Genomic DNA, 25,205 nt, shown 5'->3' with positions numbered 1-25,205 from the left:
CTATGTTAGCGGAAGGCCATGACCGACACCCTTACGCTCCACCGCCCCGACGACTGGCACCTGCATCTGCGCGATGGCGCGATGCTACAAGCCGTTCTGCCCGAAACCGCGCGCCATTTCGCCCGTGCGATCATTATGCCGAACCTAGTGCCGCCGGTTGTGCGTGGCGACCAAGCTGTCGCCTATCGAGACCGCATTCTGGCGGCCCTTCCCGACGGTATGACGTTCGAGCCGCTGATGACCCTGTATCTGACCGAAAATACAGATGCCGCAGATGTCGCAGCGGCCCATGCCAGCGGTGTGATCAAAGCCGTCAAGCTGTACCCTGCCGGGGCTACGACCAACTCTGCCTCGGGTGTGCGCGATTTCGACAAAGTGCGCCCGGTGCTTGAGAAGATGGCCGAAATCGGCTTGCCCATGTGCGTACATGGCGAGGTGACGGATCCCGAGATCGATATATTTGACCGCGAAGCCGTGTTCATCGACCGGGTTCTTGATCCGATCCGCAGATCGACACCAGGCTTGCGTGTGGTGATGGAACATATCACCACGTCCAATGGTGTGGATTATGTCAAAGCCAACGTGATTGATCTGGGTGCAACGATCACGGCGCATCACCTGATTATCAACCGCAACCACATCCTGGTTGGTGGCATCAAACCGCATTACTACTGCCTTCCCGTTGCCAAGCGCGAAGAACACCGTCTGACCCTGCTATCCGCTGCAACATCGGGCGATGCGCGGTTTTTTCTGGGTACAGACAGCGCCCCGCACACGGATGCAAACAAGGAAATGGCTTGTGGCTGTGCCGGTTGTTTCACAGCGACCAACACTATGTCTTTGGTCGCCGAGATGTTTGACCGGGAAGGTGCTTTGGACAAGCTGGAAGGATTTGTGTCGCTCAACGGGCCAGGTTTCTATCGCTTGCCCGTGAACCAGGAGATGATCACCCTGACCAAGGGTGAGCCCGTTTCGTATCCCTCAAAGATTGACACAGGCGATGGACCGGTCACTGTGTTTGACCCGGGCTTTCCGTTGCACTGGCGCGTGGCTTAACCCGCCACTTGTTCGGCCAAATCGCAAGCACGTCCCCCGGTGCACAGCATCGACCAGATCGTGTCCGCCTCATCCGCGCCGATCAGCTTGGTCGCTTTGTCGCGCACGCGATCCTCGCGGTCAGACAGCGGCATTGGGTTCAGCAGATCATGCGTTGCTTCGCGGCGAATACCATCGCGACGCAGCAGGGACAGATGCGCCTGCGTTTCTGACAGGCTGTCATCTGCCTTGACCGTGATGCGGTCGCGCAAAGACGTTATACGCGGGTCGAGGCAGACCTTGTCAGTGAAACTGCCTGGCAAAGCCGTATCATATCCCAGCGCCTGCATCGCGATCACTGTCCGATAGGAAAACTTGGCTCCCAGTCCGGTTGTCGGCGACAGCTGATTGCACACACTCATCCAGCGCGGATGCGTTTTTATCTGGATCTCGGCGACCTCGGGTTCTGCTATGTCCAACTCCCGCGCAGCTTCCAGCGCGGCGTGAAGACCGTGGCAACAGGCGTGAAACTTGTGGCTGACCGTTTCAAACAGCCATTCATCGCCCAACCCATCCAGAGCAGTTTGGTCTGCTGCGCCTTGATGCGTTGCGCCAAACCCAAAAGGACCTTCCAGCGCGTCGGCGTTGGCCTGAAAACCGCGCTGCACCAGCAAGGCGGTCTCGACCCCTGCCGAGGCGGCAAGTCCGGCGTTATACGGCTTGCCCATGGTTCCGAACTGCGCCTTCAGCCCCGCCGCACGCGTTGCCGTCAGACCCAGAACCATTCGCATCTGGTTTGCGTTAAACCCCAGCAAACGGCCAACAGCAACTGCCGCCCCGAAGGCACCGGATGTTGCCGTCTGATGAAACCCTGCCTGATAGTGGCCGCGTCCCAGCCACAAGCCAATTCGGATTGAGGTTTCCATACCCACCAAAACGGCTTCGAGCATGTCGACTAGAATACGGTCATCCCATTCGGCCACAGCAAGGGCTGCGGGCAAAATGGCGACGGAAGGATGCCCGATATGGGCGAAATGCGTGTCATCGTAATCCAGCGCGTGGGACACCGTGCCGTTGACCAAAGCCGCACCGCGCAGCGGTGCCGAGTCGCCGCCAAAGAGATGTGCCTGAGGATTCCCACCCTCGGACAGTATCATGTCGCGAACCGTGGCTGAGACGGGTTCGCGCACGCCTGCCCGGCCCACAGCGACCCAGTCAAGAACGGAAAGCGACGTGACGATTCTTGCCTGAGACGACGTCGAAACCGGGCCTGCCGCAAATGCGGCCAATGATGCTGTAAATTCCGTCATGCGCGTAGTCTAGCGTGCGCCTGACAAGGGTAAAGACCTAGCTGTAGAGTTGTTGCGCGCGCGCCTCGAACGCGCGCACGATCCGATGCATGGCTTCGTTGAATACCACGCCGATAATCCCTTGCAGGATGGCATTCTTGAATTCGAAGTCCACATGGAACGAGACGTTGCAACCCCCATCAGGCGCGTCCTCGAACTGCCAGTCGGATTTCATGTATTTGAAGGGGCCGTCCAGGTATTCGGTGTCGATTTTCTTTTGATCCGCAAACAGGGTTACCTTGCTGCCAAATCGTTCCCGGAAAACCTTGAACGAGATGACCAGATCTGCCTCCATCACCTCAGCCTCTTCCAGCGCATAGGTCTTGCGAATGCGGGCAGCAGCGCACCACGGCAGAAATTGCGGGTACTTGGCCACGTCGGCAACCAGGTCGTACATCTGCTGGGCTGTATAAGGCAGGTGGCGGGTTTCCGAATGGATAGGCATGATGTCCGGTATTTGCAGGTGACAATGGCGCGTCATGTCGTATGTTGCGCGCCAAAGATCAAGGGGGCTGCGATGACTGACCGCGCATATGTGATAGATGAGATGATCTCGGCAAAGGCCATCGCTGCTCGAATCGAGGAGCTGTGTCGCGACATTTCGGCAGAGTTCAAAGACACCGACAAGCTGGTGGTCGTGGGTCTGCTGCGCGGCAGCTTTGTATTCATCGCCGACCTTGTGCGCGAACTTGACCTTCCGATCGAAGTGGATTTCCTTGAAGCTTCTTCTTACGGAGACGCGATGGAGAGCAGCCGGGAAGTTCGTATTCTCAAAGACTTGCGCGGCGCAATTGAAGGGCGCGACGTGCTGGTTGTCGAGGATATCGTTGACACCGGTCATACGTTGAACCATGTCACCAAGTTGCTGCAAAGCCGTAACCCCGCGCGCCTGAAATCCATTGCCCTGCTGGATAAGCCGAGCCGCCGTGAAGTGGATTTCCGATCAGACTGGATCGGGTTTGAGATTCCAGACGAATTTGTCGTGGGATATGGAATTGACTACGCCCAACGCAATCGCAACCTGCCCTATATTGGCAAAGTCCGCTTTACAGACGAATAGCTGAGCGGGCAATTTACAGATCACGTGCTCAGACCTGTTTAAAATTCTATTTTTAGAACATCATTGGACAATCATCGCCTCGTCGCTTTACCTTTCAGGAAATAGCAGGAGTATTGATAATGAAGCGGTTTTTCGCGATAGCGGGCGTCTTTTTGGCGATCGTGTCCCTTGCAGGTGCGTCTTATGCAAAAGACAACAAGGGCAAAGGGCAAGGTGCCAACAAAACCAAAGTAGAGAAATCCATTAAGTCAAACGGCAAAGCTGTTCCGCCCGGTCAAATCAAACGATACACCCGAGGTCAGAAATTGCCGAACGACCTGCGTTTTGATTATATTGACGAGCTCGACAACTGGAAGCTCAAACCGCTGAAGCCAGGGCAACGGTATATTCGGGTCGACGACGAAATAATCTCGATATCGGATGATACGAAGACTGTAATAGAAGCTGTTGGAATCGTTGGCGATCTGATGAACTGAAAGCCTCGGTCCTAGCAGTCGCGGCCTAACACAGCGTCGATGGCCTTCAAAAATATCCCGGTCCCAATCGGAATAAGCGCATCCGGGAAATCATAGTCCGGGTTGTGCAACTGGGGATGGTCGCTCCCCGACCCCAACCAGAACATGGCGGTTTTCGCGCTTTTTCCAAACTGGCCGAAATCTTCTGAAAAACGCTGTGGCTGATCGGTCAACCTGCAAGAAACGCCCTGCTCCGTGCAGGCTTTGGACAGGATCGAAACTGCTTCCGGGTGATTGGCACAAGCCTCAAACACTTCGTCATAACTGATTTCGACCGCCAGCCCGTCGGCTTTGGCCGTTTCGCGGACCAGCGACTCAGCGTCGCTGATCAGTTGCGCCATTCTCGCGTCCGTGACGGTGCGAAGCGTCACCCACAGCTCGGCCCGCCCCGGTGCTACTCCGACCGTGCGCTCACCCAACGTGGCATGTGTGACGGTCGTCAACGCGTAGCCGTCATTCAGATCCCCGCCGTCCCCTAACACGGTCAAAGCCGGCATCAGGCGTGCCAGCGCACCGGCAGGTGACACCCCATCTTGCGGAGCGGCAGCATGTGACGTCTTTCCGGTCAGAACAATCTGCATCCCGCGTGAGGCACAATTGGCAGAACCGCTGCAAATTTCGACCGCCCCCAACTCCAATCCCGGTAAGTTGTGCAAAGACAACACCAGGTCGGGCGCAACCTCGGCGTATTGGGGATCAGCTCGGAAAGCGATTGCACCATGGCCGGTCTCTTCGGCTGGCTGGAAGATCAATACGACGCGGCCCTTCTTGGGGCGTTGATGATTCAACACGTCTGCCACGCCCAGAACCATTGTCATATGCCCGTCGTGGCCGCACAAATGCCCTTTGCCCGCGACCTGTGATACATGGGAATGGTTCGCCAACTCCTGGATCGGCAGCCCATCCATTTCGCAGCGAATGCCCAGCGTGGGACCGGGTTGGCCACTTTCGAAAACAGCAGCGATCCCGTGCCGACCTATTCCGGTCATAACATGGTCAGCACCAGCGTCGCGCAGAAATTCAGCCACCCGCGCCGCGGTTTTCTTTTCTTGTCCCGAAAGTTCGGGGTGTTGATGCAGCTCGTGGCGCAGACGAGTCAGTCGCGCGATCTTATCCGGTGTCACGCTTTTTGTAGCTTTTCTAGACGCGCCGCGCGCAGTCGGGTGAAATCGTCACCAGCGTGATAAGAAGACCGGGTCAAAGGTGTCGCAGATACCATCAGAAAGCCTTTGCCGTATGCCGCCTTTTCGTATGACGCGAACTCGTCGGGTGTAACGAAACGATCAACGCCGTGGTGTTTCGGCGTTGGTTGCAGATACTGGCCAATCGTCAAAAAATCGATATCCGCCGCGCGCATATCATCCATGACCTGGCGCACCTGCTGTTCGTTTTCGCCAAGCCCAACCATGATGCCAGACTTGGTAAAGATCGACGGATCAAGTTCTTTCACCCGCTGCAAAAGACGCAGGGAATGGAAGTACCGCGCACCGGGGCGAACCTCGGGGTACAAACCCGGTACGGTTTCCAGATTGTGATTGAAGACATCCGGCTTCGCCTGAACCACAATTTCCAGAACATCCGCATCGCATTTCAGAAAATCGGGTGTCAGAATCTCGATCGTGGTTTTGGGAGAGCGGTGCCGCACCGCGCGGATGGTCTGCGCAAAATGCTCGGCTCCTCCATCGCTCAGATCATCCCGGTCGACAGAGGTGATAACCACATGGTTCAGGCCAAGTTTTTCGACTGCATGTGCCACCCGGCCGGGTTCAAAGGCGTCAAGGTCGTCTGGGCGACCGGTAGCGATATTGCAGAATGTGCAGCCACGGGTACAAATCTCGCCCATGATCATCATGGTGGCGTGACCCTGGCTCCAGCATTCGCCGACATTGGGGCATCCTGCCTCTTCGCAGACGGTGACCAGATTGTTGTCGCGCATGATCCGGCGCGTATCTGCATAACCTTTGCCGCCGGGTGCCTTGACCCTGATCCAGTTCGGTTTCTTGGGCTGCGCATTATCCGGGCGGTGCGCTTTTTCCGGATGGCGCTGTTCGGGGACCTTCAGATCTCGCACGGGCAATTTTCCTGACTTTGGGTCAATCCTGTCGCTCATAACATAGACAGATGCGCAGTGTTACACCAGCGGCGCATAGCCGCTATGCAACGCCGCCGTGCATAAGCAAGAGCACGATTGCAAATTCCCGTTTTACCGCATGTTTTCAATGCCTAATGAGAAGAGATTATTAGTTCAAAATGCGGCGTTTCGTCGATTGAAGGTAGTTTGGAACTGTTTTAAGTCACAACAAAATCACAAGTGAATCACAGGAGCTTGACCATGAAATCCGGCGCAATTCTGCCCAACGTGACCTTTCACACCCGTGTCCGTGATGACTCAATCGAAGGACCAAACCCATTCCGTTGGGAAGACAAGTCCACCGCTGACTATTTTGCAGGAAAACGCGTGATCCTGTTCTCGTTGCCCGGTGCGTTCACGCCCACCTGCTCGACATATCAACTGCCCGGCTTTGAAAACGGTTATAGCGATTTCATTGCCCGGGGCGTCGATGAAATCTACTGCATGTCTGTCAACGACAGCTTTGTGATGAACAAATGGGCGCAAGATCAGGGCCTGACCAACGTAAAGGTCATTCCGGATGGATCGGGCGAGTTCACCCGCAAAATGGGTATGCTGGTTGACAAGGATAATCTGGGCTTTGGCATGCGGTCATGGCGCTATGCGGCCATCGTAAACGACGGCGTTGTCGAAGCTTGGTTCGAAGAACCTGGCCTGATGGATAACTGCCCCGAAGATCCCTATGGCGTGTCTTCGCCCGAAAACCTGATGAAACATCTTCAGGCGACGGCAGAGCCCGAACTGGCCTGAGTATTAACAAGACGAATAAAGGCCCGTTATGACGGGCCTTTTTTGTGCCTTCAGCCAATCATGCGGTCGCGTTCAGCCTGATCCTGATAGTGGCGTTTCAGCCGCTGTAATGCGATCCGCAGAACAATCTTGCCGGATCGTGCAGACCAGCCCATACGCTTTTCCGCCAGTTCCAACCCTTCGAGATAGCAACAACACCGCAGGGCAACGTCACTTAGTCCGGGGCCAAGATCAGACAAGGCCCGCGCCACGCGATCCCGCGCATCGGATGACCCCTTTCCTCCGTGGCTTTCACTGTCATAACAGCCACGGCCACCAGCCGTAAGAAACCGGTCCCAGTTCTGTGAAACCTGTGGGCCAATCTGCGCCAATTCGAAATCTTCGCGCAAACGCTCTCCGGCGCTGACAAGCGATTCATCCAGAAAAGGCTTGCCATCGCGGTCACGCCTGCGTGCAAGGGCAACCAACGGGCTTTCCGTGGCGCTATAGCGAATGCGCTTGATCCGGTCAGCCGCCCCGGCCGACGTCTTAGACTGAAACAACGACTGGGCTTCGGCAAATCCAAATTCAGTCCCCACCCGCGCCTTGTTTTCCGCTTTCGCAATCAGGTGGCTCAGGGCCGTTCGGCCAGCTGCAGAAATCCGATACCGTGAAATACGACCGGGGTTATCGCAGGAAATCCAGTCCTTTAAGGCCAGAGCCTGAGCGATCTCGCAATCGACGACCGCGGTTCTGGTCGCTCCGGCGTTGCCGGTGTCGCGAACGACTACCGCTTTGTCCATTTCTTCAGCCACGGCAAGAACCGAACCGGTTTCACTCAGGCGGCGCAAAATGCGCAATGCTTCTCTTTCGAACGCTTCTTCCTGGGCAGCTTCATCCGCGATCACGACCGCGTCGCCTGCGTCATCGGACATGGAAAAATGTGTTTCTGCCAGCGATTGCAAAGCAGCATCCACCAATGGATCGTCACGGCGCATCTCGATACGCCGGATTTGCCGGAGGATGGTTGACGCATGGCAGCCTGCCGATCTCGCGATATCGCGGATCGAGCGTCCGGTTTCGGTATGAGCAAGGTATCTTTGCGCCCCCTCTGGAACCCATGCCGGAATGGTGAAAGCCATGTTGTTTTCCATGATTATTTGCCCTCGTCGACAAAACAAAATGTCACTTTTCGCCCTCGGATTGCGGGTTAACCAAATCTAACTAGAGGTCCATTCGTTACTCGTTCGTTAACCTCACAAGGCGCGAACCAGATTTGATTCAAAAAGATAAACAGTCGTGAAACCATCGTTCGGAGAGGCTGTCACGCAGGCAACACCCGCTTAGGTTGTGCATTTAATGGTCCCGTAAACCCTCAGACACAGGACACATAAGATGCAGGACCTGATGACAATGATCTCAACGCTTCACCGCCCACGCATGTTGGCAAGAGCCGCCAATTTCGGAGCGAGAGAGTACAACCGGGACAGGCATCTGCAACGTATTCTGGGATACGGATCATTGCCGGGTTCAGGTCAGGCCCTGCTGCGACTGATGGAGATGGAAAAAGAGGTAAATGAACTGCGCAAAGAAGATGATGCCGCATACTCTCTGGTCCGGCATCTCGACATTCTTATCGCGCTGTTGGGTGAGGCGCGGCTGTATCAGGCCAGCCGCGCCCCGGTCCTTCAGTAATCAGGAGAACGCATCCGGCAAGGAGGCCTTTTTCTCGGCGATATAGGCTTCCAGCGCTGCGGCTGTATCCGGTTCCATATGCGGTTGCTGATAATTAGCCAGCAGGTGTTCAACCCGCGCAGAGGCCAGAGCCCGCGTATCACGCGCGCCTTCTTCCTGCCAGGTTTCATATGGCTTGTAGTCCAGCAGATCGGACTTCCAGAACGATTCCTTGAAGTTCGCCTGCGTGTGGGCACATCCTAGGTAATGCCCGCCCGGGCCAACTTCCCGGATCGCATCCATGGCCTGCGCGTTTTCGTCATAGGCCACGCCCTTGGCCAGCGAATGCAAAACACCCAACTGGTCGGCATCCATAACGAATTTCTCGAAGTCGGCCACCAGGCCGCCTTCCAGCCAGCCGCAGGCATGCAACATGAAGTTCACGCCAGCCAACAGTCCCATATTCAGCGAGTTCGCTGTTTCATAAGCCGCCTGCGCATCCGGAAGTTTCGAGCCACAGAACGATCCTGCGGACCGATAGGGCAAGTTCAGACGCCGCGCCAGCTGACCCGCGCCATAGGTGATATGCGCAGCTTCTGGTGTTCCGAAGGTCGGGGCACCTGAATTCATGTCGATCGAAGTCACGAATGCACCAAAGATCGCGGGTGCACCGGGACGGACGATCTGGCTGTACGCCACACCGGCAAGAACCTCGGCCAGAACCTGTGTCAAAGTACCGGCTACCGAGACCGGCGCCATCGCGCCGCCCACAATAAAGGGCGAGATGATGCAGGCCTGATTGTTACGTGCATAGACTTCCAGCGAGCCCATCATCACATCGTCGAATGTCATCGGCGAGTTGATGTTGGTCAGCGACGTCATCACCGTGTTTTGCTGAACGAACTCCTTGCCGAACAGGATTTCGCACATTTCGACCGAATCCTGCGCCCGGCTGGGATCGGTCACAGAACCCATGAAAGGCTTGTCCGACAGGGTCATGTGCGCCTTCAACATGTCCAGATGGCGCTTGTTCACCGGAATGTCGGTCGGCTCACACACAGTACCGCCCGAATGGTGCAACCACTTGGACATATAGGCGAGTTTCACGAACTTGTTGAAGTCGTCCATCGTCGCGTATCGACGGCCGCCCTGTGCATCGCGCACGAAAGGAGGGCCGTAAACCGGGGCCAGAACCATGTTTCGACCACCGATTACGACCGATTTCTCGGGGTTGCGGGCATGTTGGGTAAACTCGCTGGGCGCAGTTTTGATCAGCTCACGAGCCAGGCCACGCGGAATGCGCACGCGTTCACCGTCGATATCCGCGCCAGCGTCGCGCCAGCGTTCCAGAGCGGCAGGGTTATCAACAAAGTTAACACCGATCTCTTCCAACACGGTTTCCGCATTGTTTTCGATGATCTCCAGTGCCTCTTCATTGAGGATTTCGAAGTTCGGAATGTTGCGTTCGATGTATTTCGCGGTCTCGATACGAACTGCAGTCCGCTCGGCACGGCGGGCAGCGCCACCGCCACCTCTCGCCCTGCGCCGGGTGTTTGCCTCGGTCATGAGAAGATCCCGTGTTGTTGGTTAGATTGAGCGTTTGATACAGGTTTGCCGGAACGCAAGCATAGGGATTGCGGCACGTTGGGGGAAAAAGCGACATTGCCGTTCTGCAATCCCGCCAACGGGCTGCCATTGGGGATAATCGGATTTTGGAAAGTGCGGCCCAATTGTTACCGCACCTGTCTACTTCGGATCACGAACGGCGGGAAACACGAGTGCCGAAGGCCTGTGTGGCGATCTTCATCGAATCCCGCGCCGGAATCGGACCTCGCTCTTGCGAAATGTGCAGGCTTGCCCTAAGGCGCTGACATGACCCAGACATCCCACGACCGCCTTCTGATCATCGACTTCGGCAGCCAGGTTACGCAGCTTATTGCCCGCCGCCTGCGCGAACTGAATGTCTATTGCGAAATTCACCCTTACCAGAATGTCACGATGGATTTCGTGCGGGAAATGGCCCCGCGCGCCGTGATCTTCTCGGGCGGGCCGGACAGTGTGACGCGCGAAGGGTCGCCCCGTGCTCCGCAAGAGATTTTTGACTACGGCGTGCCGATTCTGGGCATCTGTTATGGCCAGCAAGTGATGATGCACCAGCTTGGCGGCAAGGTCGAAAGTGGCCATGGCACCGCCGAGTTCGGTCGGGCTTTTGTCACGCCAAAAGACGAACTGGAAATTCTGAAGGGCTGGTTTGACGACGGGGATGAACAGGTCTGGATGAGCCACGGTGACCACGTCAGTGAAATCGCGCCGGGATTTCAGGTCTTTGGCACATCGCCTAACGCGCCCTTTGCGATCACAGCCGATCCAGCGCGCCATTTCTATGCCGTGCAGTTCCACCCCGAGGTGCACCACACGCCCAAGGGCGCGAAGCTGTACGAGAACTTCGTCAAGCTGGCCGGTTTCAAGGGCGACTGGACCATGGGGGCCTATCGCGAGGAGATGATCCGCAAGATCCGCGAGCAGGTTGGTGACAAGAAGGTCATCTGCGGTTTGTCGGGCGGCGTTGACAGCTCGGTCGCGGCGATCCTGATCCACGAGGCGATTGGAGACCAGTTGACCTGCGTCTTCGTTGACCACGGGCTGTTGCGCAAGAACGAGGCGACAGAAGTCGTCGGCATGTTCCGCGACAACTACAATATCCAACTGATCCACGCGGACGAATCCGAACTGTTCCTTGGCGAGCTTGAAGGGCAAAGCGACCCGGAGACCAAACGCAAGATCATCGGCAAACTGTTCATCGACGTGTTCCAGAAACACGCCGATACCATTCAAGGGGCCGAGTTCCTGGCCCAGGGAACGCTTTATCCGGATGTAATCGAATCGGTGTCATTTTCGGGCGGTCCTTCTGTAACCATCAAATCGCACCACAATGTCGGTGGCTTGCCGGAAAAGATGGGCCTGAAACTGGTCGAACCCCTGCGAGAGCTGTTCAAGGATGAGGTTCGCGCGCTTGGCCGTGAACTTGGCCTTCCGCAGAGTTTCATCGGGCGTCACCCCTTCCCCGGCCCCGGTCTGGCAATCCGCTGCCCTGGTGAAATCACACGTGAAAAGCTGGGTATTTTGCGGGAAGCCGATGCAATTTATATCGACCAGATCCGTAAACACGGCCTCTATGATGACATCTGGCAGGCTTTTGTCGCCATCTTGCCAGTGCGCACCGTAGGCGTCATGGGTGATGGACGCACCTATGACTATGCCTGTGCCCTGCGGGCCGTAACATCTGTCGATGGCATGACCGCGGACTACTACCCGTTCAGCCATGATTTCTTGGGCGAAACGGCAACGCGGATCATCAACGAAGTCAAAGGCATCAACCGGTGCACCTATGACATCACATCGAAACCACCCGGCACCATCGAGTGGGAATAACCGGTGGGTATCTGCGTAAAACTTAACTGATTGAGCTGCAAAACGTCCTTCTCATTCAAGCTATTGTTCAGGGCAGTCATCTATACGACCTTGAATCTGGTGCACCTTCGACGTTTGAATGGCCGGGCAAACCTAGCCTGCTTATCATAAGCTCTTGGCCTTGCGGTCTTTTGGCCGCGCGGCTACGCGACGAACCTGAGGGACGCCCGAAATGAGCCATGCGCAGAAAGACGTGTTGAAGGCCGGTCTTTGGATGACGGGTGCGATCGCCTCATTTTCATCCATGGCGGTTGCAGGGCGTGAGCTGAGTTCTGCGCATGATACCTTTGAAATCATGATGTATCGCAGCATCGTGGGGTTCGTCGTTGTTGCAACAGTCCTGACTTTAACTCGCAACTGGCATCAGGTTTCAGCCGAACGGCTGGGGTTGCACGCCCTACGAAACACTTTACATTTTACAGGGCAAAATCTCTGGTTCTACGCCGTTGCAGTGGCTCCTTTGGCACAGGTTTTCGCGCTGGAGTTCACTCAGCCGCTTTGGGTGATCCTGCTCTCGCCGCTGTTTCTGAACGAACGGTTGACCCCGCTCCGGTTGATAGCGGCGCTAATTGGGTTTTCAGGGGTTCTGATCGTCACGCGCCCAGGCGCTGCCCCGTTGAGCCCCGGCTTAATAACAGCGGCGGCATCCGCGGTATTCTTTGCGTTTACAACGATTACCACCAAGAAGCTTACGCGATTTGCCAGTATTGGGTGTATCGTTTTCTGGCTGACCGCAATGCAAGCGGTCCTTGGGGCCACAGCCGCTGGCATCGACGGTCAGATTGTGCTTCCGACAATGCAAACCGCGCCCTACTTGATTCTGGTTGGGTTGGCGGGTTTGCTGGCGCATTTTTGCATTACCAATGCCCTGTCTATCGCCCCGGCAACCGTCGTAATTCCCTTTGATTTTGCACGCCTTCCGACAATCGCGGTGATCGGAATGATCCTCTATCACGAGCCCATCGACCATTGGGTGCTGATCGGCGCCGCTATCATCTTTGCAGGCATTTTCCTGAACATCTGGTCCGAAAATCGTAACAGTTTAGCAACAGTTCAGAACTGTAGTGGCAACAAGTAACGCACCGTCACCAGTTGACCTTAAACTAACTGAAAAGAAAGTATCGCGCATTACACACGAGTAGGCGCTGGACTCACTCAATTCTTCGCCAGGCAAATACTCGAGAAAGTTCGGGAGGACAGAATGAAAACAACACTACTCGCAACGTGCGCTTTGTGCGTTGGAGCAACGGCTGGTTTTGCAGGCGGCCTGGACCGCAGCGGTCAGGGTATCAACCTGATCTTTGAAGAAGGCTCTGCAGTTCAGTTTCGGTTGGGGTATACCGACCCAAGCGTGACCGGTACGATGCCAGACGTTTTTGGCACAAATGGTGGCCAACCCGTTGATTCAGGTGAAGTTGCGAACGACTTTTTTACACCGCACTTGGGGTACAAAACGGCGCTTACAGAAAAGCTTGATTTCGCCATCATGTATGATCAGCCCTTCGGTGCCGATATTCAGTACGCGAGCACGTATCCCTTGTCTATCAACCCAATTCCCGGCGGTCGAACCGACAGCCTGAGGGCGACAGCGGATACAGATGCCATCACAGCGCTGCTGCGCTACAAATTCGATGGCGGGTTCAGTGCGATCGGTGGTATTCGCGCGCAGCGCGTCAAGGCCTCGATAACTGTTCCCATTACCGCAGGCTATCAGGTGGATACCAGCGCTGATACCGCTTTTGGGTATGTTGTTGGTGTCGCCTGGGAAAAACCCGAAATCGCAGCACGTGTATCGCTGACTTATAACTCCAAGATCAGCCACGACCTTTCGCAGACAGAATCGCTCAATCCGCCTCCTATCCCACCAATTCCGCCGGGGACTGTGGCAACGTTCAACACCACAAGTGAGATTGAAACACCGCAGTCAATCAACTTGGATTTCCAGACCGGTGTGGCGCCCAAGACATTGTTGTTTGGCTCGATCCGTTGGGTCGACTGGCCACAGCTTGTGTATAACCCGCCAAACTATCCGCCGACCACGAACCTGGTTGACTATGACGAAGCCACCTTCACCTACTCTCTGGGTTTGGGCTATCAGTTCTCGGAAGAGTTTTCTGGTGCTGTGACACTGGGCTACGAATCTTCCCAAGGTACGCCGGTGTCGAACCTCGGCCCGACAGATGGGTTCTGGAGCATCGGTCTGGGTGGCACCTATTCTCTTGAGAATGCCAAAATTTCCGGTGGTGTACGTTACACGGATATCGGAGATGCCACCGCGAATGGCGCCGGTCCGGCGGCACGTGGTACATTCACAGGCAACAGCGCCTGGAGCGTTGGTTTCCAGATCACATACGCTCTGAACTGATCTGAGTATCATATGTTCCTACAAAGCCTCGCAGTTTCTGCGGGGCTTTTTCGCATGAACCGGGTCGCCGTTGGTTAACTTCAATGAAACAGTGCCCGTATGGATGCACAAAAACACCTCTCTCTTCGCGCCTGGGCCGAGCTTTTGTTGCTTGGACTGATCTGGGGCGCCTCCTTTGTTTCCATCCGGGTCGCTCTGGACACGCTTCCCGTGATGACGTCGGTTTTGCATCGCACATTCTGGGCCATGCTTGTCTTGTGGCTGGTGACTTGGATCAAGGGGATCAAGGTGCCGCGCTCGCCCGGTATCTGGGGCGCTTTTTTGGTCATGGGGCTATTGAACAACGTCATCCCCTTTAGCCTGATGGCTTGGGGGCAGCTGTACATTGACACGGGTCTGACGGCGATCCTGAACGCGGCGACTGCGATCTTCGGCGTTCTGATTGCAGCACTGTTTTTTCGCGACGAACGATTGACAAAGACCCGGCTACTGGGTGTCTGCTTGGGCTTTCTTGGTGTCTCAATCGCGATCGGAGTGCAGAATTTCTTGAATTTCAGCCTGCAAAGCACCGCTCAGATTGCAGTGTTGACCGGAACAGTTTCCTACGCATGTGCCGCGGCTTGGGCGAGGCAAACGTTATCGCACCTTTCCCCAGTGATTGCCGCCGCCGGTATGCTGACGGCTTCGACAGTGCTGGTATTACCAATAACACTAGCAGTTGATGGAATACCCAGCTTGGCGTTACCCGCGATAACCTGGGCGGCCATCGGGTATTATGCGATAGTCGCAACGGCCGGCGCATATCTGCTTTACTATCGGGTTTTGGCAATGGCCGGCAGTGGCAATCTGATGCTGGTGACGCTTGTCATACCCCCGGTCGCTATTGTTCTGGGCGCATTGCTGCGCGAAGAGTCCCTGTCCCCAAACGCCTTTCTGGGCTTTGCCGTTCTGGCGATTGGCCTTTTGGTTCTGAATCGTTCGTCCCGGCCCAATTGACGCCGTGCGCTGCCCGATTTAGCTAGGGCAAAAAGGACAGCGCAAAATGATCTACACCTCAGCCAATGACTGGCGCACCGCAAGCCGCAAGAAAGTGCTGTTCTTTGGCATGTCAGGATTAGGCAAGACCTACGTATCCAACATCCTCAGAGATTCCGGGAACTGGTTCCACTACTCGATCGATTACCGGATCGGAACGCGCTATATGGGCGAGTACATCACCGACAATGCCAAGGCCGAGGCCATGAAAGTTCCGTTCTTGCGTGAACTGCTGTTGTCGGATTCGATCTATATCGGTTCGAATATTTCATTCGCCAATCTGACACCTGTTGCTGCTTATCTGGGCAAGCCGGGAAACCCCGATCTGGGCGGCTTGGACATGCCGGAATACCGCCGCAGGCAGGAACAGTTTCGCTTGGCCGAAATTCATGCGCTGCTGGACACCGAATACTTCATCGACCGCGCCGAGCGTCTGTACAAATATCCTCACTTTATCTGCGATACGGGCGGATCCATCTGCGAGTGGGTGGATCCCAAAGACCCAAGGGATCAGGTTTTGTCCGAACTCGCGCGGCACACCCTCATGATCTGGCTGAAGGGTGACGAGGGTCATACGGCCGATCTTGTGCGCCGTTTCGACAAGGCCCCAAAACCCATGTCCTATCAGGCCGATTTCCTGACCCGTTCCTGGACAGAGTATCTGGATCAACACGGCTGTGCAGAGACCGAGGTCAACCCCGATGATTTTGTCCGCTGGACCTATGCACAAGCCCTGGCCCATCGTCAGCCCCGGTACGAGGCGATGGCAAAGAACTGGGGCGTGACGATTGATGCCAATGACATCGGCAAGATCCGCGATGCGGCCGATTTCGATGAGTTGATCGAACGTACCCTTGAGGCCAGACGCAATAACGCCTAACTACCAGTTTTCCCTAATCTCTTCGAAGTCAGACACATGCCCATCAAAATCCCCTCAGATCTGCCCGCTTTCGACGTCCTGAACAAAGAGGGCGTTATGGTCATGTCCGAGGATCAGGCAATGCGTCAGGATATTCGCCCCCTGCGCATCGGGTTGCTGAATCTGATGCCGAAGAAGATTCAGACGGAAAACCAGTTTGCGCGCCTGATCGGCGCAACCCCGTTGCAGATCGAACTGTCTTTGATCCGTATGACGGAACACCAGACAAAAACCACCGCCGCCGAGCATATGTCCGAGTTCTATCAGCCTTTTCAGGAAGTCAAGGACCATAAATTTGATGGCCTGATCATTACTGGCGCGCCGATCGAGCATCTGGAATTTGGTGATGTCACCTATTGGGATGAAATCAGCGAAATCTTCGACTGGACCCAAACCAACGTTCATTCAACCTTTGGTGTTTGCTGGGGAGGGATGGCGATGATCAACCATTTTCATGGTGTTCGAAAGCACATGCTGGATGCCAAGGCCTTTGGCTGTTTCCGCCACCGCAATCTGAACCCTGCATCACCTTTTTTACGTGGGTTCTCAGACGATTGCGTTATCCCAGTCAGCCGCTGGACGGAAATGAAACAAGATGAGATCGACGCCGCGCAGGGTTTGACGACCCTGCTGGGCAGCGACGATGTAGGCCCTTGTCTGGTCGAGGATCCCAGCCACCGCGCGCTGTATATCTTCAACCATTTTGAATATGACAGCGACACGCTGAAACAGGAGTATGATCGCGACGTCGCCAATGACACGCCCATCAACGTGCCGATCAACTACTATCCGGATGATGACCCATCCAAGACACCTCAAAACCGTTGGCGCAGCCACGCGCATCTTCTTTACGGAAACTGGATAAACGAAATCTATCAGACTACGCCTTTTGATATGAGCAATATTGGCCGCTAAGAACTTGATATCCTTTGGCCTCATCATTCTGGGCCTTGCCGTTGTGACTGCGTGGCGCAGCGCCCGGAACGAAGCACAGGCAGAAGTGGCTTTCCCACCCGAAGGTCAGATTCTTGATGTCGACGGGATCGCCGTTCATGCGGTTGTCATGGGGAAAGGGCCAGATGTGGTCCTTCTTCACGGCTCAAGCGGCAACACCCGCGACATGACCTTTGCGCTGGCACCCATTCTGGCGGAAAACTACCGCGTCATCGTTTTTGACCGGCCCGGCCTGGGGTTTTCAGAAAGTTTCAACCCAGACGGTGAAACGATCACGGAGCAAGCGGATATCCTGCAAAAAGCTGCTGCCCAACTTGGGGCGGAAAAGCCTGTCGTTGCGGGCCAAAGCTATGGTGGTTCAGTGGCACTTGCATGGGCGGTCACAAGGCCCGAGGATCTCTCGGCGCTTGTTTTGATCGCACCTGCTGCCATTCCGTGGGAAACGCCGCTGGATGGGTTTAACCAATTGGCATCTACCACGGTCGGCAACGCGCTCGCCCTGCCCCTGATCTCTTCCTTCGTGCCCGATTGGTACGTGGCACGGGCATTGGACACTGTATTTGCGCCTCAATCGACCCCCGCTGGATACGCCGAACATTTCGGACCCGGCCTGACCATCCGGCGCAGTTCCATGCATGCAAATGCCAAGCAACGGGCCAATCTATTGGATGAGATAACCCAATTGCAGCCGAAATACGGTGAGATTTCAGTGCCAACCGAAATCGTTCACGGCACCGCCGACGACACTGTCGGCCTCGAGTGGCATTCCCGACGTCTGATCCAGCAAATCCCGCAGGCCGAACTGGTCGCGTTACCAGGGATCGGTCACATGCCGCAGGTTGTCGCAGCGCCCGAGGTTGCCTCCGCAATTGATCGTGCAGCGCGGCGTGCAGGTTTGCGTTAATCCAAGCTCTAATCCATAGTCGGATATGGGTTTTATCGTGAGGTGACATATGGCCCGGACCGAAAAAGGTTCTATAGAGAAGTATTTTCAGGAAAGCGCGCCCAAAGCTGTGCGGGATGAGATCGAGAATTCGAAGAAAGGCGAAATCCTGAACCCGACCTACCCGTATAGCGAGAAGATGAAGACCAAGGACTATGATGAGCAGATGGAACTGCTCCAGATCGAGCTGGTCAAAATGCAGTCTTGGGTCAAGGACACGGCGCAACGGATCGCCATCATCTTCGAAGGCCGCGATGCCGCCGGCAAGGGCGGAACGATCAAACGGTTTCGCGAAAACCTGAACCCACGCGGCGCGCGCAATGTGGCGCTCAGCAAACCCTCAGAAACTGAACGCAGTCAATGGTACTTCCAGCGCTACATCCCTCACCTGCCTGCCGCTGGCGAGATCGTGTTCTTTGACCGCAGCTGGTACAATCGCGGCGTGGTCGAGAACGTCTTTGGTTTCTGCACCCAGGAAGTGCGCGAGCGGTTCTTTCGTCAGGTTCTGCCGCTTGAAACGGGTCTGGTCAATGATGGCATCAAACTCTTCAAGTTCTGGCTCAATGTCGGGCGGGCTGAGCAGCTGAACCGCTTTCTGGCCCGTGAAACCGACCCCTTAAAGCAATGGAAACTCAGCCCTATTGACGTGGCTGGGTTGGACAAGTGGGACGAATACACACAATCGATTTCAGAAACTCTGACCCGGTCACATTCAGACATATCTCCTTGGACAATTGTCCGGTCGGACGACAAGAAACGCGCCCGTCTTGCAGCAATTCAAACGGTTCTGCACACGCTGGACTATGATGAGAAGGACGCAAAAAGCATTGGCGACATTGATCCCCTGATCTGCGGTGGTCCGGATGTCTGGGACGCCTAGGTTGCGTTTTCACCCTGCCCGGCCAAGGATTTCAAGGGCAAGCGTTGGACGACCGTGTGTATTTGGTCTATCCCCTTGTCTTCCAATACCTAATCAAAGAACCTGAGGCCGGGATGTCGAAACGCGGTTATCATCACGGAAACCTAAAGCAAGCCCTGATCGAGGCAGCCTTGTCCCTGATCGAAGAAAAGGGGCCGACAGGTTTTACGTTATCTGAAGCCGCCAAAACCGCTGGCGTAACACCCGCCGCTGTCTATCGCCATTTTGAAGGGCGCGAAGACCTTATCGCCGAAGCTGCACGGCAAGGGTTCGAGATGTTCGCGGACCTGATGCAATACGCTTATGACAAGGGCCAACCCTCTGCCCTTGCCGCCTTCGAGGCAACCGGGCGGGCCTATCTGGCTTTTGCGCGGAAGAACCCCGGCCATTACATCGCCATGTTCGAAAGTGGAATTTCGTTGAATCGCACCCCCGAACTATCAATGGCCGCCAATCGGGCCAAATCGGTTCTTGAAAAAGCCGCCGACGACCTGTCACAACATATTCCACCTGAAAAGCGCCCGCCCGCGTCGATGTTCAGCGCACATATCTGGGCGATGAGCCATGGTGTGGTTGAATTATACGCGCGCAATACCGGCGCGACGTCTCCCTTCCCCCCGGAAGACCTGCTGGAAAGCGGCATTGGAATCTACCTGCGAGGGCTGGGTCTGATCCCGCAGGACGACTGACACCTGTCAAAAAGTTCGGCTGCTTTGCGGTAAGCTCAGCCCGGACGTTACGTTGATCAGATTCATCTCGCCCATTCCCTTTATGTCAACACGTCCCAGGTCCGAGACCTGAAATTCGTCAATCAGGGCGTATTTCATCTCTTCCGGCGCAACGATTTTCATAGGATTGGCGAAAATTTGCAGTCGGGACGCGATATTTACCGCCGGACCGAAAACGTCGTAGACGTATTTCTGAATACCCACCACAGACCCGACCGCGGCCCCCATGCCCAAACCGATCCGGGCCTGCCATTTGTGCGGGTGGCTTTCGTTCCGGCGTTCGAGATAACGCAGGAAACGTACCGCGCAATGGGCCACTGCCGTCGCGTGATCGGGTGTCGGGTCAGGAATGCCTGAGACCGCAAGATATGCGTCACCTATTGTTTTGATCCTTTCACACCCGAATTGCTCAACGATCCTGTCAAACGCTGTGAAAATGTCGTTCAACTCGCTCAGGGTCACTGTCGGGTCGGTCTTGGCCGCGAAATCAGTGAATCCCACAAAGTCCAGCATAACAACAGACACCTGCTTGTAGAGCTGCGGAGTGACAACACCGAAGGTTTTGAACTCTTCATAAACGGCCCGTGGCATCAAGTTCAGAAGCAGCCGTTCAACCCGCTCTTTCTCGCGCTCCAGCTCTCGCGTGTTGCGTTCGACCATGGTGGAATAGCTGTCGATCATGCTTTCCAGCTCGCGAATGCGCGTGATGTTCTGGCATTCGACAATCAGAACCTGCTCGGACAGCCCTTTGGCCAACGAAACTGCGACTGCAAAGATCAAGGTCCGCCGCTTCGGCTTGATTTGCAATTCAACCGAATATCTCAAGCCCGATTGCTTGACGTCTTCCAATTCTTTGGGATCAAGGGCGGGAAGAATGTCCGTAAGAGTACTGCCGTTCTCGGGGGTTCCAAACCACTCCGAAAACGGCCCGTTATGAAAAACGAACTGAAGATCCGAGGCGCGCACCACGGCAATGCCGACACCGATGGCGCGTAACAGCTGTTCGTTTATTGCATGAATGCTCATGCCGCGTTTCGGGCGACGATAATTGAACGCTTCCCTTCAATTGCAGCCAGCGCGGTTTTGATATCCTGATCGGACATACCATGCACGCTCAGCGCTTCGCCAAACAGCTCAGCCATCACATCAAATTCGTCGTGTGAAATACTCAGATGCCTGTGTACGGCTTCGATCCTGTCATCACTGAATGACGCCGGTCCGCCAATCAGGGACGATACAAACTTCGTCTGATGATCAATCAACCGCGGCATATCAATATCTTCAAAATAATGGCCGATGTCATCCGAATCCAACGCCATTTCATAGAAGGTCATCACGACACGGCTGATTGTTTTGAAGCCACCGTATTTATCATAAAGCGTTTGCGCCACACGAAAACCCAAGAGTTACCGAACAAAAACACTGTAATTCTATATCAAATGGACATTTTTGTTAATGTTTATGGTATTTTTTTCGTTTTCCGGCTTAACGCGCGTTCATTTTAGGAAAAGCAAAAGTGTCCGGGATTTAAAATCCTGCGCTTTCGAAGACCCGGCGTGGTACACGAAACCAAGTTGTACACAGCCAAGACGCCGGGGCTGGTTTGGGTTTCTGTCTAAGGGGGTAATGGCGGAGAGACAGGGATTCGAACCCTGGAGACGGTTCCCCGCCTACACACTTTCCAGGCGTGCGCCTTCGACCACTCGGCCACCTCTCCGTGCCGGCGATGTTTGGACCAATGTCATGAGATTTGCAAGGCCCCAAATCGGTGAAATCACCGGAAAGGATCAATTAAATCCGGTAGTCTACCCAGAGCGTCAAGCGACCAGAAACGCGACCTTTCAGCTGTCGGACTGGTCGTCAGATTTCATCGCCCGCGTCAGGGTCCAGATCAGATTCTGTCAGTTCAACTGGCTTTCCTGCCGTTGAATCGGTTGTGTTCTGTTTGGGCGCAAGGCCTGCCTCTTTAACCTTGTTCGAGGTCTGCAAAGCTTCGGGATTGCGCAACCAGATATCACGCTGTGCAAACGGCACCTCGATACCCGCTTCCAGAAAGCGCCGATTGATCTCGTGGTTCATGTCGGATTTGACGGATAAAACCCAGTTCACATCCCGTAGGATCGCTCTGATCTCGAAATCCAACGCATCCGCTCCAAATCCCTGAAACACTACACTGGGCGCCGGGTTGGCCAGAACCATCGGGTGGTTGTTTGCGACCTCGCCCAGAATGGTCTCGACCAGCCGTGTATCTGTTCCGTAGGCGACACCGACCGGTACAATCACCCTACCGATGGTATTGCCACGTGTGTAGTTGGTGACGACGCCGCTGATCAGGTCCGAGTTTGGAATGATCACATCCGTTCTGTCGAACGTCTCGATCCGGGTCGATCGGACGGAGATGTCACGCACGTAGCCCATCATCCCGTTCACATCTATCCAGTCACCCTTGGAGATCGGCCGTTCGACCAGAAGGATGATGCCGGACACGAAATTAGACACAATCGTTTGCAGGCCAAAGCCAATACCGACAGACAGTGCACCAGCGACAATTGCCAGCGACGACAGATCAAACCCCGCGACCATGATCGCTGCCAACGCAGCCAGAAAGATCCCGATATACCCAGAGCCAGCGACAATCGCATTCTGCCCGCCCGGATCGATGCTGGTTTTGGGCAACAGCGAGTTGCGCAACCCGCTTTGCAACAACCGTGTCAGCGTATATCCGATTGCGAAAACAGCGATAAATGTCAGGAAATTGCTGGGCGAGATCATGACACCGCCGATGTCAAAGCCAAGCAGCAGACGTGACCACACCTCAAGCAGGTCCGTTTCGCGCGCGCCCCAGTATATCGCCAGAACAGGCAGCGCGACGATGGCGAGTGCAAAGCCCACCAGGACCGAAAAAAGAGAGTCGCGCGCAGCGTCGCCCTGCCCTGTGATCCATCCGTATATCTGACTGACGAACCGTTGGAAAATCGCCAGAGCGGCAATCAAAACCAGCGTTTTTACCGCCGGAAACACGATCGCTTCGGCCGCATTGGTATAGCCGGTCAGTGCCAGTACGGGTGTTGCGATCCCCAGCAGGAACATGGCCTTGCGCAGGAATTCCAACAACTGGCTGAATCCGGCGGCCCGGGTAGACGCCGTCTGGTCCAGCAGGCGGTCGTTCGTTCTGATCTGCCGCACGCGGAGCAAAAGCAATGCCGTTCCAACAATCACGGGAAAGCTGATCACCGCACGAGTCGCATCCGAGACGTTTTCGATCTGCTGAAACAGAAGCGCCAGTTCGTGCAGGATCAACATCAAAGCCAACAGATCAATGTATATCCGCAATTCGGTAATCCGAGCAGCAGACAGGCGCTTGAATCCTTGTGAAGCGCCAATCACGTAAATCTGTCGGCCAATCCAGTCGTAGAAGAAGGCAATTGCCGCCCAGTAGGGGATTTTTTCCAGCAACAAACTGCCTCGCAGACCCGGAATACCCGAAAGACTGATTGCGGCGATGGCGGCAACGACACCGATCCATGGCAACAGAATCCGCAACAGAGAAATGATGAAGGACCAAACACCAGTGCCCGCTCCGCCCAGCAACCTCAGATAGTCGCCGCCCCGTTCGGACCAACGTTTGCCGAAGATCAGTAAAACCGCGGCCAGGATCACCAGAAACAAGATTCCCAAGCCACGATCACGGATACGTTCTTTCACTACGTCCGAACGCAGGTTGGTAATTGTTTCATTTGTCAGGCTCTGAAGCGCCTCTTTTACGTCTTGCCAAGCAGGTCCCCAATATACGGGGTTGATCGGTGACGGCCCGCGCTCAAAGAATTGTTTTGTCTGCCGCGTCCGGATGATCCGATCGATTTCACTGATCAATCCATTTGCGCGGGTATAAGCTTCTTCGGAAATGATGCGCGGCACCCGCAAACTGTTGAGCTGCTCATTAAGATGAGTTCGCAATTTAGCGATGTCTTCAGGTTCGGCCGCGTCCCCTTCGGGTTTTGGACCAAGCGCCTTGATCTGGCTTTCCAGCGTTGCGATACGGTCTGTGTTGGCGCTGCGTGCCTTGTTAAAGTCCTCTCGGTAACCGTTTATTTCAGAACGTAAATTCTCAAACGCAGCGTTTGACGCACGGTTCGCTTCAATCACGGACTCGGCACGGTCAGCCGTTTTTATCCAGCCCCGGTAATACTCACTTTGCCTGTCGGTCAGCTGCGCGACAGCACCGCCTGCGAGCCCGACAAGACACAGGAATACCAGTGTCAGAAACAGGCGAACCTGCCTCGGCATCACACGTCCTCGAAAACGCCGGGAATGCTGCGCGGTGCTTCAGTCATCCAATCCGGCACCGGCAATTCTTTCTCGCGCAGGAAATCCGGGTTGAACAGCTTGGACTGATACCGCGTGCCATAGTCGCAAAGGACAGTCACAATCGTGTGGCCCGGCCCCATTTCTTTGGCCAGACGCACGGCGCCCGCCATGTTGATCGCGGTTGACCCGCCCATGACCAGCCCCTCGTCACGGAGCAGGTCAAAGATATAGGGCAACGCCTCGGTGTCAGTGATCTGATAGGAATGATCCGGCGTGAACCCTTCCAGGTTCTTTGTTATCCGAACCTGTCCGATACCTTCGGCAATCGATCCTCCCTCCATCGCGATTTCACCGGTGGTGTAGTAAGAGTAGAGACCCGCACCCATAGGATCGACCAGACCGATTTTCACACCCTTGGGCTGCAACGCTTCGGCAACCCCGGCCAACGTACCGCCCGACCCGACAGCACAGATAAACCCGTCGACCTTACCGTCTGTTTGTTCCCAGATTTCGGGTCCAGTGGTTTCAACATGGGCCTGACGGTTCGCCACGTTGTCAAACTGGTTGGCCCAGATTGCCCCATTGGGTTCCGTCTGCGCCAATTCCTCGGCCAAACGCCGGGAATAATGCACGAAATTGTTGGGATTGCGATAAGGTGCAGCCGGAACTTGAACCAGTTGTGCACCGGCCAGCCGCAGCATGTCTTTCTTTTCTTCCGACTGGGTTTCCGGGATCACAATCACGGTCTTGAACCCCATTGACGCCCCCACCAGCGCCAGACCAATACCGGTATTGCCGGCGGTGCCTTCCACAATGGTGCCACCGGGCTTCAAATCGCCCCGCGCAATGGCATCACGGATAATATAGAGTGCAGCACGGTCCTTGACGGATTGACCGGGGTTCATGAATTCGGCTTTGCCGAGAATTTCGCAACCAGTTTCTTCACTGATGCGGCGCAGCCGGATCAGCGGTGTTTTTCCTACTGCGTCAGCAAGATCTCGTGCAATGCGCATGATGGCCCCTTGTCGTTTTGTACCATCGAAGATTTACAGCCGCACCGCCGAGACCAC

The 25,205-nt window shown here is 55.4% G+C and carries 24 protein-coding genes and 1 tRNA gene; 14 read left to right on the top strand and 11 right to left on the bottom strand.

The annotated features are described in order from the left end of the window. Window positions 1-18: 18 nt before the first annotated feature. On the top strand, window positions 19-1,056 hold the full coding sequence (gene pyrC, locus ACR0AD_RS03260) for a dihydroorotase (protein WP_480481165.1): 1,038 nt from the start codon (window positions 19-21) through the stop codon (window positions 1,054-1,056). Here pyrC and ACR0AD_RS03255 read toward each other — a convergent pair. Further along, window positions 1,053-2,345, bottom strand: coding sequence for an MmgE/PrpD family protein (locus tag ACR0AD_RS03255; RefSeq protein ID WP_480485806.1), 1,293 nt, complete (start codon window positions 2,343-2,345; stop codon window positions 1,053-1,055). The two genes, pyrC and ACR0AD_RS03255, sit on opposite strands and share 4 nt — an antisense overlap. Window positions 2,346-2,382: 37 nt before the next feature. Continuing rightward, window positions 2,383-2,829: a type II toxin-antitoxin system RatA family toxin gene (locus ACR0AD_RS03250; RefSeq protein WP_480481682.1), complete on the bottom strand. Its 447-nt coding sequence runs from the start codon at window positions 2,827-2,829 to the stop codon at window positions 2,383-2,385. A 72-nt stretch (window positions 2,830-2,901) separates the two neighbouring features. Between ACR0AD_RS03250 and hpt the strand changes: the two genes are divergently transcribed. Then, a complete protein-coding gene (hpt, locus tag ACR0AD_RS03245; protein WP_267365856.1) occupies window positions 2,902-3,444 on the top strand; it encodes a hypoxanthine phosphoribosyltransferase in 543 nt (180 codons plus the stop codon). Window positions 3,445-3,563: 119 nt separating this feature from the next. Then, window positions 3,564-3,920, top strand: a complete 357-nt coding sequence (locus ACR0AD_RS03240) for a hypothetical protein (RefSeq protein WP_480485807.1) — start codon at window positions 3,564-3,566, stop codon at window positions 3,918-3,920. Window positions 3,921-3,931: 11 nt separating this feature from the next. On the opposite strand, the gene ACR0AD_RS03235 is transcribed toward ACR0AD_RS03240, so the two are convergent. Beyond that, entirely contained in the window at window positions 3,932-5,083 is a 1,152-nt protein-coding gene (locus ACR0AD_RS03235; RefSeq protein ID WP_480485809.1) for an amidohydrolase, read from the bottom strand. Then, window positions 5,080-6,030 carry a lipoyl synthase gene (lipA, locus tag ACR0AD_RS03230; RefSeq protein ID WP_480485811.1) on the bottom strand — a complete coding sequence of 317 codons (951 nt, stop codon included), beginning with the start codon at window positions 6,028-6,030 and terminating at the stop codon, window positions 5,080-5,082. Before lipA ends, ACR0AD_RS03235 begins: the two co-directional genes overlap by 4 nt. Before the next feature lie 261 nt (window positions 6,031-6,291). Between lipA and ACR0AD_RS03225 the strand changes: the two genes are divergently transcribed. Further along, the gene (locus tag ACR0AD_RS03225) at window positions 6,292-6,840 is read left to right on the top strand and encodes a redoxin family protein (RefSeq protein WP_480481177.1); all 549 of its coding nucleotides are present in this window, start codon (window positions 6,292-6,294) and stop codon (window positions 6,838-6,840) included. A gap of 50 nt (window positions 6,841-6,890) precedes the next feature. On the opposite strand, the gene ACR0AD_RS03220 is transcribed toward ACR0AD_RS03225, so the two are convergent. Next, window positions 6,891-7,973 (bottom strand): DUF6456 domain-containing protein, encoded by a 1,083-nt coding sequence (locus tag ACR0AD_RS03220; protein ID WP_480481179.1) that lies wholly within the window; start codon window positions 7,971-7,973, stop codon window positions 6,891-6,893. A 241-nt stretch (window positions 7,974-8,214) separates the two neighbouring features. Here ACR0AD_RS03220 and ACR0AD_RS03215 point away from each other — a divergent pair, with 241 nt between their 5' ends. Further along, window positions 8,215-8,514 (top strand): DUF6477 family protein, encoded by a 300-nt coding sequence (locus tag ACR0AD_RS03215; RefSeq protein ID WP_480481181.1) that lies wholly within the window; start codon window positions 8,215-8,217, stop codon window positions 8,512-8,514. On the opposite strand, the gene ACR0AD_RS03210 is transcribed toward ACR0AD_RS03215, so the two are convergent. Further along, window positions 8,515-10,059 carry a trimethylamine methyltransferase family protein gene (locus ACR0AD_RS03210; RefSeq protein ID WP_480481183.1) on the bottom strand — a complete coding sequence of 515 codons (1,545 nt, stop codon included), beginning with the start codon at window positions 10,057-10,059 and terminating at the stop codon, window positions 8,515-8,517. It lies immediately after the preceding gene. A gap of 306 nt (window positions 10,060-10,365) precedes the next feature. Here ACR0AD_RS03210 and guaA point away from each other — a divergent pair, with 306 nt between their 5' ends. The 9 genes from guaA to ACR0AD_RS03165 all read left to right on the top strand — a co-directional run bounded on the left by guaA (window position 10,366) and on the right by ACR0AD_RS03165 (window position 19,788). After that, complete coding sequence (gene guaA / locus ACR0AD_RS03205; protein WP_480485812.1) at window positions 10,366-11,925, top strand: glutamine-hydrolyzing GMP synthase; 1,560 nt, start codon at window positions 10,366-10,368, stop codon at window positions 11,923-11,925. A gap of 211 nt (window positions 11,926-12,136) precedes the next feature. Further along, window positions 12,137-13,042: a DMT family transporter gene (locus ACR0AD_RS03200; RefSeq protein WP_480485814.1), complete on the top strand. Its 906-nt coding sequence runs from the start codon at window positions 12,137-12,139 to the stop codon at window positions 13,040-13,042. 123 nt (window positions 13,043-13,165) lie between these two features. Next, on the top strand, window positions 13,166-14,329 hold the full coding sequence (locus ACR0AD_RS03195; protein WP_480481189.1) for an OmpP1/FadL family transporter: 1,164 nt from the start codon (window positions 13,166-13,168) through the stop codon (window positions 14,327-14,329). Between the two features lie 99 nt (window positions 14,330-14,428). Continuing rightward, on the top strand, window positions 14,429-15,325 hold the full coding sequence (locus ACR0AD_RS03190) for a DMT family transporter (RefSeq protein WP_480472451.1): 897 nt from the start codon (window positions 14,429-14,431) through the stop codon (window positions 15,323-15,325). A gap of 46 nt (window positions 15,326-15,371) precedes the next feature. Continuing rightward, window positions 15,372-16,244 (top strand): ATPase, encoded by an 873-nt coding sequence (locus ACR0AD_RS03185; protein ID WP_480472449.1) that lies wholly within the window; start codon window positions 15,372-15,374, stop codon window positions 16,242-16,244. A 36-nt stretch (window positions 16,245-16,280) separates the two neighbouring features. Then, window positions 16,281-17,198: a homoserine O-acetyltransferase MetA gene (gene metA, locus ACR0AD_RS03180; protein WP_480485816.1), complete on the top strand. Its 918-nt coding sequence runs from the start codon at window positions 16,281-16,283 to the stop codon at window positions 17,196-17,198. Next, window positions 17,188-18,141: an alpha/beta fold hydrolase gene (locus tag ACR0AD_RS03175; protein WP_480472445.1), complete on the top strand. Its 954-nt coding sequence runs from the start codon at window positions 17,188-17,190 to the stop codon at window positions 18,139-18,141. The genes metA and ACR0AD_RS03175 overlap by 11 nt, the downstream gene beginning before the upstream one ends. Window positions 18,142-18,190: 49 nt before the next feature. Continuing rightward, the gene (ppk2, locus tag ACR0AD_RS03170; RefSeq protein WP_480485818.1) at window positions 18,191-19,060 is read left to right on the top strand and encodes a polyphosphate kinase 2; all 870 of its coding nucleotides are present in this window, start codon (window positions 18,191-18,193) and stop codon (window positions 19,058-19,060) included. A gap of 113 nt (window positions 19,061-19,173) precedes the next feature. After that, window positions 19,174-19,788 carry a TetR/AcrR family transcriptional regulator gene (locus ACR0AD_RS03165; RefSeq protein ID WP_209504101.1) on the top strand — a complete coding sequence of 205 codons (615 nt, stop codon included), beginning with the start codon at window positions 19,174-19,176 and terminating at the stop codon, window positions 19,786-19,788. 6 nt (window positions 19,789-19,794) lie between these two features. On the opposite strand, the gene ACR0AD_RS03160 is transcribed toward ACR0AD_RS03165, so the two are convergent. The 5 genes from ACR0AD_RS03160 to ACR0AD_RS03140 all read right to left on the bottom strand — a co-directional run bounded on the left by ACR0AD_RS03160 (window position 19,795) and on the right by ACR0AD_RS03140 (window position 25,148). After that, window positions 19,795-20,853, bottom strand: coding sequence for an adenylate/guanylate cyclase domain-containing protein (locus ACR0AD_RS03160; RefSeq protein ID WP_480528434.1), 1,059 nt, complete (start codon window positions 20,851-20,853; stop codon window positions 19,795-19,797). Further along, on the bottom strand, window positions 20,850-21,218 hold the full coding sequence (locus ACR0AD_RS03155; protein WP_209596705.1) for a group I truncated hemoglobin: 369 nt from the start codon (window positions 21,216-21,218) through the stop codon (window positions 20,850-20,852). Before ACR0AD_RS03155 ends, ACR0AD_RS03160 begins: the two co-directional genes overlap by 4 nt. Before the next feature lie 236 nt (window positions 21,219-21,454). Next, window positions 21,455-21,544: transfer RNA gene (locus tag ACR0AD_RS03150), tRNA-Ser, on the bottom strand. Window positions 21,545-21,687: 143 nt separating this feature from the next. Further along, the gene (locus tag ACR0AD_RS03145) at window positions 21,688-24,114 is read right to left on the bottom strand and encodes a DUF3772 domain-containing protein (RefSeq protein ID WP_480485820.1); all 2,427 of its coding nucleotides are present in this window, start codon (window positions 24,112-24,114) and stop codon (window positions 21,688-21,690) included. Then, the gene (locus ACR0AD_RS03140) at window positions 24,114-25,148 is read right to left on the bottom strand and encodes a cysteine synthase A (protein WP_480485822.1); all 1,035 of its coding nucleotides are present in this window, start codon (window positions 25,146-25,148) and stop codon (window positions 24,114-24,116) included. Before ACR0AD_RS03140 ends, ACR0AD_RS03145 begins: the two co-directional genes overlap by 1 nt. Window positions 25,149-25,205 lie beyond the last annotated feature (57 nt).

Source organism: Ruegeria sp. BH8 (assembly GCF_056538065.1).
This window is presented reverse-complemented; position numbering and strand designations above follow the sequence as displayed.

What these genes read in the sequence shown, in the direction of transcription:
- pyrC (WP_480481165.1), top strand. Translation starts at nt 19, where the DNA reads ATGACCGACACCCTTACGCTCCACCGCCCCGACGACTGGCACCTGCAT.
- ACR0AD_RS03255 (WP_480485806.1), bottom strand. Translation starts at nt 2,345, where the DNA reads ATGACGGAATTTACAGCATCATTGGCCGCATTTGCGGCAGGCCCGGTT.
- ACR0AD_RS03250 (WP_480481682.1), bottom strand. Translation starts at nt 2,829, where the DNA reads ATGCCTATCCATTCGGAAACCCGCCACCTGCCTTATACAGCCCAGCAG.
- hpt (WP_267365856.1), top strand. Translation starts at nt 2,902, where the DNA reads ATGACTGACCGCGCATATGTGATAGATGAGATGATCTCGGCAAAGGCC.
- ACR0AD_RS03240 (WP_480485807.1), top strand. Translation starts at nt 3,564, where the DNA reads ATGAAGCGGTTTTTCGCGATAGCGGGCGTCTTTTTGGCGATCGTGTCC.
- ACR0AD_RS03225 (WP_480481177.1), top strand. Translation starts at nt 6,292, where the DNA reads ATGAAATCCGGCGCAATTCTGCCCAACGTGACCTTTCACACCCGTGTC.
- ACR0AD_RS03220 (WP_480481179.1), bottom strand. Translation starts at nt 7,973, where the DNA reads ATGGAAAACAACATGGCTTTCACCATTCCGGCATGGGTTCCAGAGGGG.
- ACR0AD_RS03215 (WP_480481181.1), top strand. Translation starts at nt 8,215, where the DNA reads ATGCAGGACCTGATGACAATGATCTCAACGCTTCACCGCCCACGCATG.
- ACR0AD_RS03210 (WP_480481183.1), bottom strand. Translation starts at nt 10,059, where the DNA reads ATGACCGAGGCAAACACCCGGCGCAGGGCGAGAGGTGGCGGTGGCGCT.
- guaA (WP_480485812.1), top strand. Translation starts at nt 10,366, where the DNA reads ATGACCCAGACATCCCACGACCGCCTTCTGATCATCGACTTCGGCAGC.
- ACR0AD_RS03200 (WP_480485814.1), top strand. Translation starts at nt 12,137, where the DNA reads ATGAGCCATGCGCAGAAAGACGTGTTGAAGGCCGGTCTTTGGATGACG.
- ACR0AD_RS03195 (WP_480481189.1), top strand. Translation starts at nt 13,166, where the DNA reads ATGAAAACAACACTACTCGCAACGTGCGCTTTGTGCGTTGGAGCAACG.
- ACR0AD_RS03190 (WP_480472451.1), top strand. Translation starts at nt 14,429, where the DNA reads ATGGATGCACAAAAACACCTCTCTCTTCGCGCCTGGGCCGAGCTTTTG.
- ACR0AD_RS03185 (WP_480472449.1), top strand. Translation starts at nt 15,372, where the DNA reads ATGATCTACACCTCAGCCAATGACTGGCGCACCGCAAGCCGCAAGAAA.
- metA (WP_480485816.1), top strand. Translation starts at nt 16,281, where the DNA reads ATGCCCATCAAAATCCCCTCAGATCTGCCCGCTTTCGACGTCCTGAAC.
- ppk2 (WP_480485818.1), top strand. Translation starts at nt 18,191, where the DNA reads ATGGCCCGGACCGAAAAAGGTTCTATAGAGAAGTATTTTCAGGAAAGC.
- ACR0AD_RS03165 (WP_209504101.1), top strand. Translation starts at nt 19,174, where the DNA reads ATGTCGAAACGCGGTTATCATCACGGAAACCTAAAGCAAGCCCTGATC.
- ACR0AD_RS03160 (WP_480528434.1), bottom strand. Translation starts at nt 20,853, where the DNA reads ATGAGCATTCATGCAATAAACGAACAGCTGTTACGCGCCATCGGTGTC.
- ACR0AD_RS03145 (WP_480485820.1), bottom strand. Translation starts at nt 24,114, where the DNA reads ATGCCGAGGCAGGTTCGCCTGTTTCTGACACTGGTATTCCTGTGTCTT.
- ACR0AD_RS03140 (WP_480485822.1), bottom strand. Translation starts at nt 25,148, where the DNA reads ATGCGCATTGCACGAGATCTTGCTGACGCAGTAGGAAAAACACCGCTG.